Source organism: Nocardia sp. NPDC004573, from assembly GCF_053602135.1.
This window is the reverse complement of record NZ_JBSGDA010000011.1, coordinates 84411-102383: the sequence shown is the minus strand read 5'-3', so window position 1 is coordinate 102383 and position 17973 is coordinate 84411. Positions and strand designations below refer to the sequence as shown.

Sequence of the window (17973 nt, the reverse complement as noted above, 5' to 3'; positions counted from 1 at the left end):
TCCGGCCCCGGCCTGCGGGGTCTTGCCGAAATGAATCCCGCGCCGTCACGGCGTGGTAACTGTCGGTTTACTCCTCCCCGGTTACCTTCCCCGGGTCTCTCGGCGGTTCGGTAGTGGAGGGTCCGTTGCTGTCGGGCTTTCCCGTCGAGCCGGTGACCTGACGGCACACATCCTGGCGTCAACCTCGTTCCAGCGGCAGTCCGGCGTCGCGCCAGGCGACGACGCCTCCGGCCAGACTCGCGGCGTCGTATCCGGCTCGGCGCGCCCGTGCGGCGAACCGCACCGACAGCTCCCCGACGGGGCAGACGAAGACGACGGGGCGCGAGCGCGGGAACGGGATGCCGTGGCCGAACATGTCGTCGAGCTGGTCGTCGCGAATGTTCATCGCGCCGGGCACGTGCCCGATCCGGTAGGCCATCGCGCCACGGCTGTCCACGATGGTCGGCCGGCCGGTCCGGTCCAGTGCGTCGAGTTGCTCGGGCGACAGACGCGGCACCGCGGCCAGTTCGGCCTCGGTCGGCGCCGCGTCGCGCTCGGCGCGGCCGAACAATTCCGGCCTGCGCTTCTTGATGTAGGACAGGTACGGCTCGAGCCGATCGCAGACGATGAACACCGCGACGATCGGGTCGTCCGGGGCGGCCGGATCCAGCGCGCCGAGCGTCTCCAGCGCGGCGGCGTAGCCCGCGCCGCTGGTCGGCCCGGCCAGCACGCCGTATCCGGTGGCCAGGCGCAGGGTCGCGTCCACGGCGTCGCCCGCCGACACGGTGACGATCCGGTCGTAGAAGTCGGGCTGGAACAGCCCCACATCCCACATCTCGGTCTCCGATCGGATGCCGGGTACGAAGTCCGAGCGCTCCGAAACCACGGCGACAGTGCGCATTTCGGGATGGTGCTTGCGCAGGTAGGTGGCGGTCCCTCTGGTGGAGCCGGTGGTGCCGAGCCCGCCGAACAGATAATCGATCCTGGCGACGCCGTCGGCGGCCAGGTCCTCGTGGATCTCGCGTCCGGTGCCGTGGTGGTGCGCCTCGATGTTCTTCTCGTTGGTGTACTGCGACAGATGCCGGTACGCGCCGGGCTGTTGCGCCATGGTCGACTCGATCACCGAATAGACGTCGTTCGGTGTGGTGGGATCGGGGCACTCGGACAGCCCGGGCAATTCGACGATCTCGGTGCCGAACAGCTGCAGCAGATCACGGACTTCGCTCACCTTGATGCGGTTGGTGACCGCGCGCAGGTCGATGCCGTGCACCGCGCCGAGGACACGCAGCGCCTTGGCCGTGTTCCCGCTGGACGCTTCGATGAGTGTCTGCCCGCTCGCGCGGATCTCGACGAGATCGTCGCGCAGCATAGCCCAGGCGACCCGGTCCTTGACCGAGCCGAACGGGTTGTGCGACTCCAGTTTCGCGTACAACTCGACGTTCGGCAGTCCGTGCACCGCGGGGTCGAGCCGCAGCAGCGGCGTGTTGCCGATGAGTTCGGTGATGTGGTCGTATCGCATTCAGGACGCCTCGACGGATCGGACCGGGCTGGTGACAGAGTGGGCGGCGCGCGACGCGACGGGGAAGCCGGGCTCGTACTCGGCGTCGGGGACGATCCGGAACCCGTCACTCCCGCGGGTGACCGCGAATTTCGCCAGGAGCGGATGCATGGAGGCCGTTGCCGCGGACAGGTCCATGTGGTAGGCGGCGGTATTGGGGAACACCACCGTATCCCCGGGCTGGGGCCGAGCGGGCAGCCACACCTTGTGATTGGTGATCAGGTCGCGTTCCAGGCACAGCCGTCCGGCGAGGTAGACGCCGACCGGGCCGGCCGCGTGGCCCTCGCCCGCGCGTGGCAGGAGGATCGGATCGACCATGACCTCTTGATCGGCGGGCGTCACCGCGTCGCGGCTGAGGTCGACATGCACCAGCACGCTGCCGTCGGCGACCTCTTTGACGAACTCGACGGTGGCCACCGTGATGCCCGCGTGGTCGACCAGCGCCTTGCCGGGCTCCAGCCACAACTCCAACAGATTGTCGCCGGTCACTTGCGCCACCGTGCGCCCGCCGTGCCGCTCCAGCGGGGCGTCGAGCAGATCGGCGAGCATGCGGTCGGCGGGAACGGTGTTGGCGTACTTGTGGAACACCGGCGTGCCGTGCACGGCGCCGCCCGCCACGTGATAGCCGAAGGTGTTGCTGCCCCAGGTCATCGGCTCCCCGCGGCCGAGCAGCGACTCGCGCAGCGCGAGCACGTAGGCGTCGAATCGTTCGGCGTCGGCGGTGAACACCTGCCGGAACCCGCCGCCGATGTCGAGCACCGACGGGGTGAGCCCGCGCTCGTAGGCTTGCTCGATCAATCGCAGGCAGGAGTCGATCGCACGGACGCGCTCGCCGAGGTCACCGGAGTCGAGGTGGAAGGCGAACCCCAGGAAGGCGACTCGCCCGCGCTGTGCCGACAACAGATCGAAAGCCTGCTCGATGTGTGCCGGCGGCATCCCGAACCGGCTCACCTGACCCGGGTCGAATCCGGAAAGACGCAGCAGCACGGGGACTTCCGCGCCCGGCGCGGCCAGTTCCGCGATGCGGCCCAATTCCCATAGGTTGTCCACGTTGATCGTCACCCCGCGGTCGACGAGGTCGCGCAGGAATGCTTCGCCTTTCGGACCGGTGACCTCGACGCGTGGCGGATCGAACCCGGCGGCGAGCGCGCAGGCCAGTTCGTGCGGTGAGGCGACGTCGATGGCGATGCCCGCGCGTGCGGCGGTGCGGACGAACGCGCGGGACTGATTCACCTTGTGCGCGTAGCAGAGGCGGTGCCCGGGAAGCCGTCGCTCGAGCACGGCGCGAAGGCGCAGCAGATTGTCCGAGTAGACCTGGGGGAATACCAGATGCGCCGGGGATCCGAAGCGCGTCAGCGTCTCTGTCGCCAGACCCGGGGTGTCGAGAAAGGCGCGCACCGCCGGATGCACCTTCGCGGGCAGCGCAGGCGGCCACGGCGTCATACGGCGGCTTCCGACGACTCGGTGACCTCGGCTCGCGGCGCGTCGTCGGGGCGTTGCGCGACCGGGTTGTAGCCGCCGTCCCGGATCGCCTCGAATGCCCGGGCCCGGTTGCGCGGGCTGCGGAACTCGGCCACCACCCGCTTGCTGTCCAGGTCGATCTCGACCACGCGGATGTCCATCGACTCCAGCACGCCGCCGATCGTGCGGACGCAATGCTTGCAGGTCATATCGGGCACGTAGAACACCTGATCCTCGGCGGTGGCGGCCCGGTCGGCGGTCGCGTCGTCGAATTCGGCGCTCACCTCGGCGATCGCACAGTGGTCCACGATCGCGGTGAACGTCGCGACGAACCGGTCGACCAGCAGCGGGAGGATGCTGAAGTGCCCGCTGTCGAGCTGATGGGGTGTGGTCGCCGGGCAGGCCGGATGGCTGCCCGCGGGCAGCAGCGCGTACTGCCGGGAGATCAGGTCGAGATCGTCGTGGTACTTGGCGGTCGCCTCGGCGACCGTGAGACCTTCGGTCGTCGTGGCGCGTTCCATCACGGAGTGCGCGTCGGCGATGGTGGCGTCCTTCATCGCGCGCAGGGTGGCCACCGTCTCCGCCGAATAGCGCAGGGTGCCGTCGGGCTGTACGGCGAGGGTCACCGGGATCATGCCGCGCCGATAGGTCGAGGCCTGCAACTCCCAGAACCATCGCGTGGCCACCGCGGCGAAGATGCCGGACGCGCGCAGGGCCTCGGCGAACGCGGCGGCATCACGGTGCGGCGTCTGGGCGGCCAGCAGCGCGTGCTGGGCCAGCACGCGTCCCGCCGCCTCGATGCCGACCCGGAAGATGTCGCGTGGGTCGTGGTCGGTGGTCGTGCCCGCCAGAACGGCGTGTTCGTCCGGTCCGAGTGCCGCGATCCGCGCGGCGAAGGCGGTATCGGTGTCCAGTCGACGCCACAGCGCCAAGACGGTCTCGCGCATCGCGATCGGCACCACCGGGCCCAGGCCGCCGGCGCGGAAATGCCCGGTATTCGGGATGCCGTCGCTGTCGGTCCACGCGATCCGGTGTGTCGCACTGGTCACCTGATCCGCGCGGCACGGGCGCATGAACCGCTCCAGATACAGTCGCTGCGAGTAGGTGAGATGGCTACGGGGCTCGGGACGCAAAGCGGCACAGGTGTATTCGAATCGGCGATGCGGGGGAGAGGGGACCGGCTCGGTGAACAACCCCGGCTGCGCCAAGTCGGCCAGCACCCTGGACGCGGCCCGCCGGTCGTAGCGGGGGATGTCGTTACTCACGTAACCTCCTCGGCGATGGTTCGCACGCAGGCGACGAATCGGTCGATCTCGTCGGGCGTGTTGTAGATGTGCGTGCTGACCCGCACCGAGCCCGCGCCGTCGGTGGCGGCGGGGACGCAGTGCGCACCGGTGCGCACCAGGAAACCCAGTTCGCCGAGGACGAATCCCGCGTCGGTCGCCGAGATCCCGTCCAGGGTGAAGGAGACGATGCCGTAGCCGACCTCGCACGCCGCGTGCGCCGGGCCTGGCAGGAACTCCAGGCCGGGGACCGGCCGCAATCCTTCGATCAGGCGCAGGGTCAAGGCGCGGTTGTGCGCTGCGACGATGTCCAGGCCGAACGATTCCAGCACGTCCAGGGCGCTGCCGAGGGCGAGGATGCCGGGGATGTCGGGCGTGCCGCCTTCCAGCAGCGCGGGCATCGGCCCCGGCCGCAATCCGTCCGGATCCGGCCCGGCGCCGGAATTGCCGCCGGGCAGGAACGGCACCAATCGGTCGTGTACGCGCCGGCGGCAGTACAGGATGCCGGTGCCCGGCGCGCCGAACATCTTGTGCGCGGCGAAGATCGCGAAATCCGCGCCCAGCGCGGTCACGTCGACCGGGAGATGCCCGCCGCTCTGTGCGCAGTCGAAGCACAGCAGGATGGCGGGGTCGATCCGGCCGTGCAATTCCTCCAGCGTGCTGAGGCCGCCGTAGACGTGGTGCAGGTGCCCGGTCGTGATCAGCCGGGTGCGCGGGGTGATCTTGGCGAGGATGTCGTCGGTGTCCGCCTCGCCGGCGGCGGTCACCCGGTAGGGGATCAGACGGATGCGCCGGCCGAAGCGGGCGAGCAGCCCGCGCAGGTGCTGCCACGGATAGACGTTGGACGCGTGATCGCTCGTGTTGTACAAGATCTCGTCACCGTCGGCGAGCGCCGCCAGGCCCCACGACAGCGCGACGGCGTTGAGCGCGGCGGTGGCGCCGGCGGTGAAGACCACCTCGTCCGGGTGCTCGGCGCCGATGAACGCGGCGGTGCGTTCCCGGATCCGGGCGATGCGCGCGGTGAGTCCGGTGGCCCAGGGGTAGGTGCCGCGCCCGACGTTGGCCGTGCCGTTGCTGTGATAACGGTGGATGGTCTCGATGACCGGCAGCGGCTTCTGCGTGGTGGCGGCGCTGTCCAGGTAGACCTCGGCGGCGCCGGCCAGTGCGGGGAACATCGACCGCACCGCGGCCGGGGCGAACCGGGGAGTCTCCGCCGTCCGCGTCACCGGCGATCTCTGGCCGGGGGACCGCAACGTGACGCTCCCTTCGCCGGGGTAACTCGGACGTCACCCACGATACGCATTATCGGTTCGGACTTCGAACACTTGTCGCATACAACGTCTTTCACGACTAGCCTGGAAGGTATGCCTCTGACCGTGCAAGAGCGTCAAGAGTTCCTGGCACAGCCGCATGTCGCGGCATTCTCGGTGGCCGCGGGCGCCGCTCGTGGTCCCCTCACCGTCCCGATCTGGTACCAGTACCACCCTGGGGGCGAGGTATGGATCCTGACCGGCCCGGAGTCGCAGAAGATGCGCCATCTCCGGGAGACCGGTCGATTCAGTCTGATGGTGCAGCAGGTCGAACCAACGGTGCGGTACGTGAGCGTGGAGGGCCCGGTTGTCCGGACCGCCCCGATGACCGACGAGCTGCACCGCGAGATGACCGCGCGCTACCTGCCTGCCGAATCGGTGGACGCCTATCTGAAGGCGGCCGAGGCCTACGGTCCGCAGGTCGCCGTCTACCTGCGGCCGGAGCACTGGCTGTCGGCCGATCTGGGCGACCCGAGCACGCTCTAGTACCTGCCCTGCAGGTAGTCGACGAGGTGTTCGCGCTCGGTCGCCAACTCGGAGATCGCGCTCTTGACCACGTCGCCGATGCTGACGATGCCGACCAGCCTGCCCCCGTCCACGACCGGCAGATGCCGGATGCGGTGCTCTGTCATGGTGCGGCGCAGCCCGTCGACCCGGTCGTCCGGTGCGCAGGTGCGCACCGCGGCGGTCATGATCGCCGAGACCGGCGTGTCCAGCAGCTCCGCGCCGCGGGCGTGCAGACTGCGCACCACATCGCGCTCGGAGACGATGCCCGCGATCGCGGCGCCGTCGGCGGAGACGACGACCGCGCCGATGTTCCGCTCGGCCAGGGTGGCCAGCAGCGCGCGTACTGTCGTCTCGGGTGCGACCGTGGCCACGTCGCTGCCCTTCCTGCGCAGGATCTCCGAAATTCGCATATTCACCATCCAGACGTCGCGGCACTACCAGGATCGCAAGTCAGCGCTCCGGTGACCAGCACGAATCCGTTACAGGTCGCGGTTCGGTCACGGGACGCAGGTCAGAGACGGCGTGCGACACTGCGGTCCAGATCCCGGGCCAGCAGAGCGATCGCCGCCTGGGAGATGCCCGCCGAGGTCGCCAGGTCGATCGAGGTCAATTGGGCGATGCGGCGCAGGCGGTAGTCGACGGTGTTCGGGTGCACGTAGAGCTGGCGCGCGGTGAGCTGCCGGTTCATGTCGTTGCCGAGATAGGCGCGCATGGTGTCGAACAGCTCGGGATGGGCGTCGAGCGGGTCGAGGATGGTCGCGATCCGCCGGGTGGCCGGGCCGCTGCGGGTGAGCTGGTACTCCACCGCCAGATCCGACATCTGGTACAGACCGGGCGGCCGGACGCCGAGGCGCACGAGATTGAGCAGCTCGTGCGCCTGGTCGGCGGATTCGGGGATCTGATCGGTGTCGGTCGGCACGACGGTCGCGGTGAGCGGGACCTCGGCGGCGTCGGCCAACAGCTCGAGCGTCGCGGTCGTGAGGGCGGTCTCGGCCCCCTCGCCCAGCGGGATGAGCAGTGTGCCGCCCTTGGCGCTGAGCAGGGCGAGCGCGCGGGAGGCGAACACGGTGGCCAGCTCGGACTGCAGCCGACGTAGTTTGCGGCGTGCCGCGACGTTCCCGTCGACGCGCGGGTCGCGTTCGTCCGGATGGTCCGGAATGGACAGGGCGACAACCTGATACGACTCCGCGATCGGAATGCCGGTCTGTCGCGCCAGAGCCGAGCTGCCGCGACCGCTGAGCAGCGCCGAGGCGAGCGTCTGCGCCGCCGTCTGGTGCTCCTTGGCGACCAGGTGCTGCTCGTCGACGTAGGCGTCGGAGACCGCCGCGGTGATCGCCTCGAGCAGTTCGAGCAGTAGATCGGCGGCGACCAGGACCTCCTCCACGTCGTCGGCCTCCGCCGGCGCGGTGACCAGACCGAAGGCGATGCGCAGTCCTTCGTGGTAGGCGCGCAGGATGGTGCTCAGCGGCACGCCCTCCCTGGCCCAGCGGGCGGCCGCCGCCCGGACCGGACCGAGCTGGTGCTCGTCCGGCACGGTGCGCTTGTCGAACATCTCGGCGGCGAGGTTCAGGCAGCTGCGGGTGAGTTTTGTGACGTCACCGCGTAATTGCTCGCCGGGCAGGGTGCGGCAGGGAGCCATGACGTTCTCGAAGTATCCGACCATGTGCGAGGCCACGCTGTCGGTGTTCTGCAGGGGCACCGAAGCCGGCTGTCCGCCGATTTCCAGCACCGGGTCGGACGAGTCGGTGGACAGATCCAACGCGGAGTAGGTCATTACGAGTTCGCTCCCCAATGCCACGCCGGGCGTGCGAGATATCGCGCCCGGGTCGATCGATCACTATACGAAAGGGGCGTGTGCAGGGGGAGCGATCCGTGAGATCGTCCGGCACTCGGCCCTTTCCCGCGACCGCGCTGGCCCGTGCAGATGCCGAGGGCGAAATGTCGCGCTCCCGTCACTACGCCGGCGGGGATACGCGCTGCGCCGAATGCTGCTGTGCCGAGCGAAGGGTGGATCTACTCGTCGTCCAGCCCGGCTGACAAGTAGGCGGCGGCCGCCAGCCATTGCCTGCACTGCGGGCCGTGGACCTCGTGCGCGGAGAGAATGTCGCGCGCCTGCCGGTAGGTGAGGCCGCGGGGCTCGGCCCCGCAATCGGACGTGGCGAACTCCGGTGCCGGGTAGTGGCGCAGAGGTTCGCCGCCGCCATCGATGACGGCAACCCGAGGAGAAGTTCGAAATGGCTCGATCATTCGACAACCCCTCGCGTCCGACGTGCGGCGAGGAGGTCGACGTGCCGGCGACGCAAGCTCGAACTCCCTGCGTACCTCCCCGATTTCGAGTTCGAGTCTATGCCTCCGTCGCTTGCAAATGCAAGTACATCTGCACGATCGGCCGCCGGAAAATGCGGCGGCGGTCGCCGGTGCGAGACCGGCGACCGCCGCTGTGCCGCTTGCGGTTTGGCGTCCAGGGGCCTTACGGCTTGCGAGCGACCCCGCCGTAGGCGGAGATCGGCCGGGACTCGCCCACCTCCGTGGCGCCTGCGCGCCACTGCGTGATGGACACGAAGCCCGGCTCCACCAGGTCCAGGCCGTCGAAGACCGCCTTGATCTGCGCTTGCGGGCGGGGGACATAAGGAGTGCCACCGGTGCCGGTGTAGTTCTCGCACAGCGTGACGTACGCCTTGCTGTCGTCGGTGCCGTCCCACAGCACCAGATGACTGCCCGAGGGCACGGCCTCGAGCACCGTGTGCACGATCCGCAGGAGTTCGTCGTAACTCTTGGCGTGGCCGAGTACGCCCATGAACATCACGCCGATGGGCTCGTTGAAGTTCAGGACGTTCTTGGCGTCGGCGATGATCCGCTCGGGATCGTGGTAATCGGCGTCGATGTAGGTGGTGACGCCTTCCGGCGTGGTGGAGGTGAGCAGCGCACGCGCGTGCGTGAGCACCAAGGGGTCGTTGTCCACGTAGACGATCCGGGACTCCGGCGCCACGCTCTGGGCGACCTCGTGGGTGTTCTGCATGGTGGGCAGGCCGGTCCCGATATCGAGGAACTGGCGGATGCCCACCTCGCCTGCGAGGTAGCGCACGGCGCGGATCAGGAACTGGCGCGACTGCACGGCCATGGTGGTGATGTCCGGATCGACCTCGATGCCGGCATCGCCTGCGATGCGGTCGATCTCGTAATAGTCCTTGCCGCCCATCCAGTAGTTCCAGATGCGTGCGGAGTGGGGGATGTCGGTCCGGATGAGAGGGCTGTGGTCTTCGGGCATGGGGTTGTACTCCTCGGCAAAAATGTGTCCGCGACACTGCCGTGCCGGTGGGTGCGTGGGTGCGTCGCGAATGACTGGTACATCCGATGTGCACTGTGACAGTACAAGATTCACACCCGTCCAGCGGGCTGGATCGGGGAGCTGATCTCGGTGTTCGCCAGGCGAGGCGAGCGTGTTTCACATCCTCGGCCCGCCGGTCGCGATCGGCGGCCGCACAGAGGGCGAACTTCGTGCTATCGTCCGGTGTTGGTGCAGATGCAAGAACGTTTGAACGTGCATCTGCACGAACCGAATCGCCTAACTGCGGTAACCGAGGAGTGGGGAAGATGTCGGATACATCCACCAACGAGATCGTCGGAACTTGGCGCAAGAGTTCCTTCAGTAATGCGAGCGGCAACTGCGTCGAGGTGGCCGAAACGGCCAACGGCCAGGTCGCAGTGCGTAACTCGCGGGACCCGGAAGGCGGGGTCCTGATCTACACCCGTCCGGAGATCGATGCGTTCGTGCGCGGCGCGAAGGCCGGGGAGTTCGACTATTTGACTAGCTGAGCGGTAACATTGGCGGTCGGTGCGGTGTGTTTCGCGACAGGTGGTTGTGACACACTGTGGGCAACCCCCGGAGTATCGGAGACGAACTCGATGATCGCTGAACCCGATGACGATGGTCATGTGCAATCCGTTGTCGCGGAACGTGGTCCGACCGTGCTACGCATCGCATTGGGCGGCCAGCTGCGCAAGCTCCGGGAGAAGAAGAACATCACCCGCGAGGCAGCCGGCGAGGCGATCCGGGGATCGCACGCCAAGATCAGTCGTCTCGAACTCGGCCGTACCGGCTTCAAAGAACGTGACATCCGCGACCTGCTGACCCTGTACGGCGTCCACGATCCGGAGGAGCGCGAGTCGTTCCTCGAACTGGCCAGGCAGGCCAACGAGCCCGGCTGGTGGCATCGCTACAGCGACTTGCTGCCCCACTGGTTCGGTACTTACCTCGGTCTGGAGCAGGCCGCGAGCAAGATTCGCACCTATGAGTCGCATCTTGTTCCCGGCTTGCTGCAAACACCCGAATACGCCAGGGCTGTCGTGGCACTCGGGTACGAGGACGGCGACATGGATCGGCGGGTCGCGGTACGTCAGCGCAGGCAGGAGATCCTCTTCCGCTCGGACCCGCCGGTGGTCTGGGCGGTGCTCGACGAAGCCGCGCTGGTGCGGCCCGTCGGCGGCCCGCAGGTGCATCGGGAGCAGATGCTGCACCTGATCCGGCTGGCGAAGCTCCCGAACGTGACGATCCAGGTGCTGCCGTTCACCGCGGGTGAGCACGCCGCGGCGGGGAGTTCTTTCAGCATCCTGCGTTTCGCCGAGCAGGAACTGCCGGACATCGTGTACCTCGAACAATTGACCAGCGCGCTGTATCTCGAGCGCAGACAGGACTTGGCGCTGTACCTGTCGGTGATGGACCGGCTCAGCGTGCAGGCCGAGCGTCCGGACAAGTCGATCGAGATCATGCAGAAGTACGCCGACGGGCACTGAGATCGCGGGATATCAACCGAGCGGCCACCTCCGATATCGGAGGTGGCCGCTCGGTTTTACTTTGCTGTCTAATCGCTCGGCGGCGGTAACCGCCGGAAATACTCGTTTTCGGGTCGACGCCCGACGTCGGTGGCATGGTGGTGACTTTCCACCGGCGTCGGATGACGCGACGAATGTGCTCGTGGCACCGTGTTTTTGTGACTCCCGCCGGGCTCGGACGGCGGGACCCTCTACTGCTTGATGAAACTAGAGGCGATTCGCCAGAATGTCGCGGGCTGCAATGCCTCGAAATCCCAGTCGTCGGCCATCGCGTGCGCGGTGGTGACGATCCGGTCGATATCGAAATCGTGCCGAGTGGCCGCCCCGGTGGATTCGACGGCATGGATGACGTATGCCACGGCGGTTTCCCGGGAGAATTCGGTATCGGTGTGGCCGCTGTGGGCCGGTAATGTGCTCATATGTCTACCGTTCGCTGGCTGGTCGGCCAGTGCGGTGTCGGTTGATCCGAACCGACCGCCGGTAAGTGGATGTTCCATTCGAACGCCCCTGCTTTGTCTGGCGGCGGCAAACCCATGGCGGCTTCGGCCTTCGGCTCGCCCACGCGGCCTCCCCTGATGGTCCCCTGTAAAGCGTTGCGGGACCGAGTTTATGCCGCTGTACCTTTCACATGCAAGCACATCTGCACGATCGATTGCACGTGCGCAGGCCGTATTTCGCGGCCGGATGTTTGCGGATGCGGTGCCCGCCGCGGGATATTCAGTCGCGGCCGAATAGGACGTCCGTGCTGTAATCGATCTGTGTACCGGGCTCGACGAATTGGTCCGCCGCGGCCCGCCAGGCGAGAAAATGTTCGGTGAAACGATGCGCTTCCGCCGCCTCGTCATCGGTGTAGAGCTGGTACAGGAAGAAGCGGTGCGGGTCCACCCGATCTGCGCAGATGTCGAACCGCAGACAGCCGGGCTCGGTCCGCACCGAGGCGTCGGCGCTGCGCGATATGGCCGCCAGGAACTCGGCGCGGGAGCCGGGGCGGATCTTCATCGAGACGATTCGGCTGAACACGGTTGTTCTCCCATCGTGACCGTTGCGGTCGATCGGCAAGGGTGGTAGCGCGCTGCGCGGCACCTCAGACGGCCAGCTGTGCAATTGCCTGGCTAATCGGGGTGTGACCCGAAACAAGTTCGAGGGTCTGCCCGGAGGTGTGCACGGCGGGCAGCAGTCCGGCCAATACCGCCGCGACATCGGCGCGGGGCACGTCGCCGTGCCCGACCGGGGGCGGGGCGAGAGTCACCAGCCCGGTGCCAGGGGAGTCGATCAACCGGCCCGGCCGCAGGATGGTCCAGTCGAGATCCCGACTCCGTAAATCGTTCTCGGCTTGGGTCTTGGCGTCGATATACGCCGCCCACACCTCGTCGGTACCGGGAGCGGGGGGCCGGCCTGCGCCCATCGTGGAGATCTGCAGGAAGCGTCTTACCCCGGTGCGCTCCGCCGCTTCGGCCAACCGGACGGAGCCGCCCAGGTCGACGGTGTATTTGCGGTGGACGCCGCTGCCCGGCCCGGCGCCTGCGGCGAAAATGGCCGCGTCGCAGCCTTTCACCACGTCCGCCACCTCGTCGGCGCCAGCGTTCTCCAGATCGCACAGCACCGGCTCGGCGCCGGTGCCGCGCACGTCATCCGTGTGCTCGGGATTGCGGATCAGGGAAACGACCTCGTGACCGCTCCCGGTGAGCAATGGGGCCAGCAGCATGGCGATCTTCCCATGTCCGCCTGCGATGACGACGCGCATGGATCGCTCCTTCCGGTCGGGGCGGCACCCGTGCTCAGCGCTCGGGACCGCCGGGATTACAGCGTGCCTCGACGGTGGCCTGGTAGCCGACCGCCGGGCGCCACGGTTCCAGGTTCCAGCTCGGCTTGTCCGGCTGGACCAGGCGCGCCCACGCCCAATGGCAGACGAACTGATCGCGCATGCCCGGTGCGTCGGCATCCGCCGACCCGTCGATGACCTCCTGCCACGCCCGTTCGTCCGAGCCGGGAAAGGTGGTCCGCCGACCGGCCTGCGTGGGAAAGACCAGCAGCCGCGGTCCGTCGATCGTCTCGGTCCAGGTGACGTGATCGACCAGCGGCTGTCCCGCGTAGGGGTCGACGGACGGGACGGCGGCCTGCGGTGTCGAGACCGGCGACACCACCGCGCTGCCGAAGGTGGTCGTGGTCGTCGTGCCCGTGGTCGGGCTCGGAGGAGGCCCGGACGCGTCGGCTCCGCAGGCGACCACCGAGGGCAGCAGGCCGGCCGCGAGCAGAACGGCCGCGCTCCGCCGGGTGCGGAGGCCCTGCGGGTACCGCTGCGCCACGGTCGAACCTCCTGTGTTCTCCTCGGCACCGCTTTCCGGCGTGCTCATCCGAGCCTAGCGAGCCCACGCCGCCGCGGCGAGGTTCCCCGGCGGGGCCACCGATTGTGGTGGCTTGCCGGTAGGGCCCGAGGTGGGGATAGTCGGTCGGTGCGATGTGGACGGATCATGGCAGGGGCGGCAGGCGTCGTGGTCTCGGTGACGGTCGCCTTGGCGGGGCCCGCGGACGCGCGGGTGGGCGAGGCGCCGGGCACCGTGACGGATCTGGTGGAGCTGGCGGGGCGGCTGCATGTGGAGGGGGCCACGACCGCCGAACGGCTGACGTATTGGTCGCGTGGCCCGCGCGGGCCGATGCAGAGCACCGAGGTGCTGTATCTGCCCGAAGGCACTCCGCCGGAGGGCGGTTGGCCGATCGTCGCCTACGCGCACGGTACCTCCGGGATCGCCGACGAGTGCGCGTTCACGCTGCAACCCCGGACCTACTACCTGACATCCGTCTACCCGGACCTGCTGCGCGCCGGATACGCGGTCGTGATCTCCGACTATGTCGGACTCGGCACCCCCGGCGTGCATCCCTATCTGGACGGCCCCGCCCAGGCCCGCAGCATCATCGACGGCGTGCGCGCCGCACGGGCGGTCGCCCCCTCGCTCGGTACACGCTGGGCGGTATTCGGTCAGTCGCAGGGCGGGCACGCGGCGTTGTTCACCGCCCACCTCGCATCTGGGGACGCCCCCGAACTCGATCTGCGCGGTGCGGCCTCGACCGGAACGCCGTCGAATCTGGACGCGCTGTTTCCGCTGGCGGGCCCCTGGTTGCCGCGGCTGCCGTTGCAGAAGACGACGACCTACTTCGCCATGCTGCTGGCCGGATTGCGAGCCGGCGCGCCCGAGCTGGACATCGACAGCTATCTGACCCCGATCGGCCGGGACGTGCTGCGCGTCGTGGAGGAGGACTGCGCCACCGAGGCGGATGCCCAGGTGTCCGGCATCGGCATCGGCGCCATGTTGTCGCGGCCGCTGGATGACCCCGCGCTGCTGGCCACCGTGCGCACGATGTTGAAGGTGCCGACCAGTGGCTACGCCGTGCCGCTGTATCTCGGTCAAGGAGTCACCGATCTGGAAGTGCCCGCGCCGCTCACGCTCGAGCTGATCGCGGAACTGCGCTCCTCCGGCACCGATCTGCGGGTGGGCTGGTATCCCGGTGATCATCTGGGTGCGGCGCGGGAAGCGTTCCCCGACGCGCTCGCGTTCCTCCGGGATGTGCTCGACCGGCTCTGAGCCCGCTCATTCAGCGCCAGAGCGAGCGGCACGGTAGCCTGCGCAGGCCGGGACGAACCTGGCCGTCGACGGTGACGGTGAGTCCGGCGTGGGCAGCGGCCGAGGTGAACTCCCATGCCTCGGTCCTGGTCGCCGCGTATTCGAGGACCAGCGCGTCTTCGGGGGTGGGACCGTCGAAGTGGACGGTGATCCGCTGATTCGGCGGATCCAGGATGTCGTCGCGGTCGGCGAGTCTGCGCGCAGTGCCGTCCATGCCACCGTCTCCTTCCTGCCGGTGCGGCAGCCGCGCCGGTAGTTCTGACGGTAAGGGGTCGCCACAGCTGAGAACATGTTCCAGGTTATCGGCTGGAAATGTCACAGAACGGACCTCCTTCGGTGGGGTACAGTCACCAGCCGAGGCGCACGGCCGGCACCGTCCGGGCGGTCGAAAGTTGTGAAATGTCAACATGATCGCGGCGGGCGGTGTTCCGGGCGGTGATGTTGCCGAGGATGAGCACAGCGTTGAATGATTCAGGAGGCACACGTCGATGAGTCAGGGCCCACGTTCGCTGGGTAGGGGAGTGGGGCGACGACGTCTCGCACGTGCGATCGGAGCGATGGCCGCGGGCCTGGTGCTGGTCGCGAGCATGGCCGGTGCGGCGGTCGGCACACCGTTGTACCCCGAGCCCGATCCGGATCCGTTCTATGCGACACCCGCGGATATCGCCGACCGCAAACCCGGCGACGTCATCGCGACCAAGGTGATGCCGCCGCTGGCGATCTTCCCGGAGACCACGGTGACCGTGATCCGGTTCCGGTCGACGAGTTCGGAGGGGAAACCGATCGCGACCACCACCACGGTGCTGACGCCGAAGGCTCATCGGCCCGACGGCCCGCTGCTGTCGTTCCAGCACATCATCAACGGGCTCGGCTCCGAGTGCTCGGTCTCCCGGGTGCTCTACACCGGTGATCCGAATCTGGTCGTGCGGGAAGCGCCCGGCTGGAACGTCCTGCTGGCCCGCGGCTGGAGCGTCGCGCTGCCCGACCACCTCGGCCCGAACTTCGCCTACGGCGCCGCGAAACTCGGCGGGCAGATCACGCTCGACGGGATTCGCGCCGTGAAGCAGGTCGCCGAGCTCGGTGTGCAGCGCAGCCCGGTGGCGATGGTCGGATACTCCGGCGGCGGAATGGCCACCGCGTGGGCGGCGGCCCTGCAGCCGAAGTACGCGCCGGAGCTCGACATCGCGGGCGCGGCCATGGGCGGCGTGCCGATGAATCTGGTGAAGATGCTCGAGGGACTGGGGCTGAACCCGCATCCGGTGTTCGGTCTGGCGTTCGCCGCCGGGTTCGGGCTGGAGCGTGAGTATCCTACTCGGTTCCCGCTGAGCGACCAGCTGAACGAACGGGGTCTGGCCGCCCGCGCGCAGATCGCCAACAGCTGCACCAACGACATCCTCGCCACGGGAGCGGGCCGCGGCGCGCTGGACTTCGCCAAGACGACCTCGATGATCAACGACGACACCGCGCGCGGCGTGGTCGAGGAGAACAGCCTCGAACTCTACGACGGAGTGCCGAAGACGCCGGTGTTCGAATGGCACTCACCGATCGACGGTCTCATCCCGATCGACGCGGTGGTCAACACCGACAAGCGGTGGTGTGCGGCGGGCGCCAGGGTGCAGACCGCGGAGATCCCGGTTCCGGACCATTTGACCGCGGCGGTGCTCGGCATTCCCGCGGCACTGAACTGGCTGGATGCCCGTTTCCGAGGAGAGCCCGCGCCGAGCAATTGCTGAGCGACGCTCGGCGGACGGCCGGACCGGGACCCGTTGTCCGGATACGGGTCTCGGTCCGGTTGTTGCGATATGGATACGCGACAGCACAACTCGGACGCTTTACCGCATGCGGTCCGGGGCGCTGACGTAGCCTGACGTCCTGGCTCCCGGTCTGAACATTTCGGGGGTCGAAGGCCAGTGCGCCCGGGTGCCAGACGACGTTGCCGTTCCGCACCCGAAGGCGTGTGCCATGAGAATCTCGCGTGCCATTGCTGTGGCATTGCTCGCCGCCGGCTTCGTGCTGGCCGTCCCCGCCGCCGCAGAGCCACCGCCCGCCCCGCCACCGGCCGGCGTGTCCGGCGTCCTCCCGCCCGGCGGACTGTTGCCCGCGTTGCAACAACTCATCGATCAAGTGATTCCGCCGCCGCCGATCGCGCCGCTGCCGGAGCCGGCTTTCCCCACGCACGAGGCGACCACACTGTCACCGTCGCTGTCCGCGCTGCGCACGGCCACGCTGCCCGCGCCCGTCGGCGACCCGATGTTCGACCTGCGGCCCGCGAATCTCGGCGAATTGGCCGCGGGAGAGGTCATCGAGGTCCGCGACGTGCGCCCGACCGCAGCGCCGTTGATGCTGCTGCCCATCGAGCGCGCGCTGCTGGTGAAATACCGGACGACGGACGCCCACGGCGCGCCGTCGTACGCCACGGCGACGCTGATCGTCCCCGCCGCACCGTGGCGGGGGCCAGGGCAGCGGCCGGTGGTGGTGAACAACCTGCCCATCGACGCCCTCGGCCGTACCTGCACGCCGGGATACACCCTCGCGCACGGGCTCAATCCCGACACCAGCACCACCGACTTCCTGCCGCCGACGACGCACGTGGCGGCGCTGCGCGGTTACGCCGTGCTGATCCCGGATCACGAGGGTCCTTCGATGGCCTACGCCGAACCGATCGTGGCCGGGCACGCGGTGCTCGACTCGATCCGGGCGGTGCGCGGCTTGTTGCCGGAGGAGTTCGGCGCCGCGCGGTTCGGTCTCACGGGATACTCCGGCGGCGCGATCGCCACCCACGGAGCGGTGAAGTTGATCGACGGCTACGCACCGGAATTGGCGGACGTGATCGTCGGCGCCGCACTGGGCGGCGTGCCCGCCGACTTCGAGATCCTGGCGCGCAGCATGAACGGCAACCTCGCCTCGGCGATCTTCATGGGCGCGGTGTTCGGGATCGGCCGCGAGCGGCCGGAGATCCTGGCCGGGATGAACAATCTCGCCCAGTGGGTGGCCACTTCCCCGGTCAAGAACATGTGCGGCAGCAGCTTCGGAGCGATCGGCGTGCTGATGCTGCCGATCGACATCGCCGCGAATTTCCCCGATCCACTGCATTCCGCGCTGGCCGCGGACATCTATCGGGTGACCAAGATGGCGGGCATGCGGTCGGCCACGCCGCTGTTCATCTACAACGGGGAACAGGAGTTCTGGATCCCGGCCGAGGGCGCTCGCAATCTCTACCTGGAGCAGTGCGGGCTCGGGGTGCCCGCGGTGTACCGCAGTGTGCTCGGTGAGCACATCATCGCCGGTGCGCTCGGCTATCCGGACGCGATGATCTGGCTGGACGACCGGCTGCGGGGATTCCGGGCGCCCGACGAGTGCTGACCGGAGGACGGCGCCGGAAGGGCCGGTAACGCGGTGTGCCTGCGTTTGCGATCAACACG

At 68.4% G+C, this 17973-nt stretch carries 19 protein-coding genes; 6 read left to right on the top strand and 13 right to left on the bottom strand.

The window, feature by feature from the left end:
- Positions 1-178 precede the first annotated feature (178 nt).
- From ACWEKR_RS19170 to ACWEKR_RS19155, 4 genes are read right to left on the bottom strand one after another with little or no spacing between them, the layout of a single operon-like run.
- Positions 179-1498 (bottom strand): pyridoxal-phosphate dependent enzyme, encoded by a 1320-nt coding sequence (locus tag ACWEKR_RS19170; protein ID WP_452355605.1) that lies wholly within the window; start codon positions 1496-1498, stop codon positions 179-181.
- Positions 1499-2980: a decarboxylase gene (locus ACWEKR_RS19165; RefSeq protein ID WP_452355604.1), complete on the bottom strand. Its 1482-nt coding sequence runs from the start codon at positions 2978-2980 to the stop codon at positions 1499-1501.
- Entirely contained in the window at positions 2977-4263 is a 1287-nt protein-coding gene (locus ACWEKR_RS19160; protein WP_452355603.1) for a heavy-metal-associated domain-containing protein, read from the bottom strand. Before ACWEKR_RS19160 ends, ACWEKR_RS19165 begins: the two co-directional genes overlap by 4 nt.
- Positions 4260-5507, bottom strand: a complete 1248-nt coding sequence (locus ACWEKR_RS19155; protein ID WP_452355602.1) for an aminotransferase class V-fold PLP-dependent enzyme — start codon at positions 5505-5507, stop codon at positions 4260-4262. Before ACWEKR_RS19155 ends, ACWEKR_RS19160 begins: the two co-directional genes overlap by 4 nt.
- A 138-nt stretch (positions 5508-5645) precedes the next feature.
- Between ACWEKR_RS19155 and ACWEKR_RS19150 the strand changes: the two genes are divergently transcribed.
- The gene (locus ACWEKR_RS19150; protein ID WP_452355601.1) at positions 5646-6077 is read left to right on the top strand and encodes a pyridoxamine 5'-phosphate oxidase family protein; all 432 of its coding nucleotides are present in this window, start codon (positions 5646-5648) and stop codon (positions 6075-6077) included.
- On the opposite strand, the gene ACWEKR_RS19145 is transcribed toward ACWEKR_RS19150, so the two are convergent.
- From ACWEKR_RS19145 to ACWEKR_RS19130, 4 genes are all read right to left on the bottom strand, one after another.
- Complete coding sequence (locus tag ACWEKR_RS19145; protein ID WP_452355600.1) at positions 6074-6508, bottom strand: CBS domain-containing protein; 435 nt, start codon at positions 6506-6508, stop codon at positions 6074-6076. The two genes, ACWEKR_RS19150 and ACWEKR_RS19145, sit on opposite strands and share 4 nt — an antisense overlap.
- Before the next feature lie 101 nt (positions 6509-6609).
- Positions 6610-7872, bottom strand: a complete 1263-nt coding sequence (locus ACWEKR_RS19140) for a PucR family transcriptional regulator (protein WP_452355599.1) — start codon at positions 7870-7872, stop codon at positions 6610-6612.
- A gap of 239 nt (positions 7873-8111) precedes the next feature.
- Positions 8112-8345, bottom strand: a complete 234-nt coding sequence (locus ACWEKR_RS19135) for a hypothetical protein (RefSeq protein WP_452355598.1) — start codon at positions 8343-8345, stop codon at positions 8112-8114.
- A 223-nt stretch (positions 8346-8568) separates the two neighbouring features.
- Positions 8569-9366: an SAM-dependent methyltransferase gene (locus ACWEKR_RS19130; protein ID WP_452355597.1), complete on the bottom strand. Its 798-nt coding sequence runs from the start codon at positions 9364-9366 to the stop codon at positions 8569-8571.
- 326 nt (positions 9367-9692) lie between these two features.
- Here ACWEKR_RS19130 and ACWEKR_RS19125 point away from each other — a divergent pair, with 326 nt between their 5' ends.
- Together ACWEKR_RS19125 and ACWEKR_RS19120 are read left to right on the top strand one after the other, a co-directional pair.
- On the top strand, positions 9693-9914 hold the full coding sequence (locus ACWEKR_RS19125) for a DUF397 domain-containing protein (RefSeq protein WP_063019990.1): 222 nt from the start codon (positions 9693-9695) through the stop codon (positions 9912-9914).
- 90 nt (positions 9915-10004) lie between these two features.
- Positions 10005-10892: a helix-turn-helix domain-containing protein gene (locus tag ACWEKR_RS19120; protein ID WP_452355596.1), complete on the top strand. Its 888-nt coding sequence runs from the start codon at positions 10005-10007 to the stop codon at positions 10890-10892.
- Between the two features lie 230 nt (positions 10893-11122).
- Here the strand turns inward: ACWEKR_RS19120 and ACWEKR_RS19115 are convergent, their stop codons facing one another.
- From ACWEKR_RS19115 to ACWEKR_RS19100, 4 genes are all read right to left on the bottom strand, one after another.
- Complete coding sequence (locus tag ACWEKR_RS19115; RefSeq protein ID WP_452355595.1) at positions 11123-11350, bottom strand: hypothetical protein; 228 nt, start codon at positions 11348-11350, stop codon at positions 11123-11125.
- Positions 11351-11648: 298 nt separating this feature from the next.
- Positions 11649-11951: a putative quinol monooxygenase gene (locus ACWEKR_RS19110; RefSeq protein WP_043690427.1), complete on the bottom strand. Its 303-nt coding sequence runs from the start codon at positions 11949-11951 to the stop codon at positions 11649-11651.
- Between the two features lie 64 nt (positions 11952-12015).
- A complete protein-coding gene (locus tag ACWEKR_RS19105; RefSeq protein ID WP_452355594.1) occupies positions 12016-12675 on the bottom strand; it encodes an SDR family oxidoreductase in 660 nt (219 codons plus the stop codon).
- 34 nt (positions 12676-12709) lie between these two features.
- On the bottom strand, positions 12710-13285 hold the full coding sequence (locus tag ACWEKR_RS19100) for a DUF2599 domain-containing protein (protein WP_452355593.1): 576 nt from the start codon (positions 13283-13285) through the stop codon (positions 12710-12712).
- 117 nt (positions 13286-13402) lie between these two features.
- Here ACWEKR_RS19100 and ACWEKR_RS19095 point away from each other — a divergent pair, with 117 nt between their 5' ends.
- The gene (locus ACWEKR_RS19095) at positions 13403-14512 is read left to right on the top strand and encodes a lipase family protein (protein WP_452355592.1); all 1110 of its coding nucleotides are present in this window, start codon (positions 13403-13405) and stop codon (positions 14510-14512) included.
- Between the two features lie 10 nt (positions 14513-14522).
- Here the strand turns inward: ACWEKR_RS19095 and ACWEKR_RS19090 are convergent, their stop codons facing one another.
- Positions 14523-14765 carry a hypothetical protein gene (locus ACWEKR_RS19090; protein WP_195089491.1) on the bottom strand — a complete coding sequence of 81 codons (243 nt, stop codon included), beginning with the start codon at positions 14763-14765 and terminating at the stop codon, positions 14523-14525.
- A gap of 343 nt (positions 14766-15108) precedes the next feature.
- Here ACWEKR_RS19090 and ACWEKR_RS19085 point away from each other — a divergent pair, with 343 nt between their 5' ends.
- Both ACWEKR_RS19085 and ACWEKR_RS19080 read left to right on the top strand, forming a co-directional pair.
- Positions 15109-16284 carry a lipase family protein gene (locus tag ACWEKR_RS19085; RefSeq protein WP_452355591.1) on the top strand — a complete coding sequence of 392 codons (1176 nt, stop codon included), beginning with the start codon at positions 15109-15111 and terminating at the stop codon, positions 16282-16284.
- A gap of 229 nt (positions 16285-16513) precedes the next feature.
- On the top strand, positions 16514-17914 hold the full coding sequence (locus tag ACWEKR_RS19080) for a lipase family protein (RefSeq protein WP_452355590.1): 1401 nt from the start codon (positions 16514-16516) through the stop codon (positions 17912-17914).
- Positions 17915-17973 lie beyond the last annotated feature (59 nt).